The sequence below is a fragment of the Nonomuraea lactucae genome, from assembly GCF_003313395.1.
Classification (GTDB): Bacteria; Actinomycetota; Actinomycetes; order Streptosporangiales; family Streptosporangiaceae; genus Nonomuraea; species Nonomuraea lactucae.
The window spans coordinates 1-872 of sequence record NZ_QNFZ01000384.1; the positions used below are offsets into that span (position 1 = coordinate 1).

The 872-nt window shown below is 77.9% G+C and carries 1 protein-coding gene; it reads left to right on the forward strand.

What is annotated here, in order from left to right:
* Window positions 1-872, forward strand: an 872-nt coding sequence (locus DQW85_RS22100) for a KR domain-containing protein (protein WP_113702128.1), incomplete at both ends; no start/stop codon positions are given.

An 872-nucleotide genomic window follows, 5' to 3' on the forward strand; every position in this document is an offset into this window, starting at 1 on the left:
GGACGGGGGGCGCTGCCTGCTGTTCGCGGGCCCGGCCGCCGAGCCGCTGGTGACGGCGCTGCGCGAGGCGAGCGCCGACGTGGTGCGGGTCGTCCCCGGCGACCGCTACGACCGCTACGACGCCTCCGGCACGGACAGCCCGAACAGCGCAGGCGGTGTGGCCGGTGCGGGCGGCGGTCTGGCTGGGAGGGTGGCGACCGTCGCCATCCGGCCCGGCGAGCGCGACGACTACGACAGGCTCGTCGCCGACACCGGCGTCCCCCGGCGCGTCATCCACGCCTGGCCGCTCGACGGCGCCCCCGCCGTCGGCATCGAGCAGACCCGCACCGCCCAGGACCGGGGCTTCTTCAGCCTCCTGGCCCTCGTCCAGGCCCTGGCCCAGGCCGAACCCGGCACAGGCGTCCACCTCGACGTCCTGACCTCCGGCACCCAATGCGTCACCGGCGCCGACCTCGACCGGCCCGAGCACGCCACCGTCGCCGGCATCGCCAAGGTCGTCCCCCTGGAGGCCCGCTGGCTGTCGGTCCGCCACATCGACCTGCCCTCAGGCCCGTACGACCCGGTCCCCGTCCTGGCCGAGCTGGCCGCAACCCCCGACCAGCCCGCCCCCGGCGAGCCTCCCTCCCCGGTGGCGTTGCGCGCCGGACGCCGCTGGCTGCGCGGCTACGAGCAGGTCAGCCTGCCCGCCCACGACGGCCCGCCCGCCCGGCTGCGCCACCACGGCGTCTACGTGATCACCGGCGGCGTCGGCGGCATCGGCCTGACGCTGGCCGAGGACCTGGCCGACCGGGTAGCGGCCCGGCTCGTCCTGCTCGGCCGCACCGGGCTGCCGCCCCGCGAGGAGTGGGACGCCCTGGACGGCGCCCCGGGCC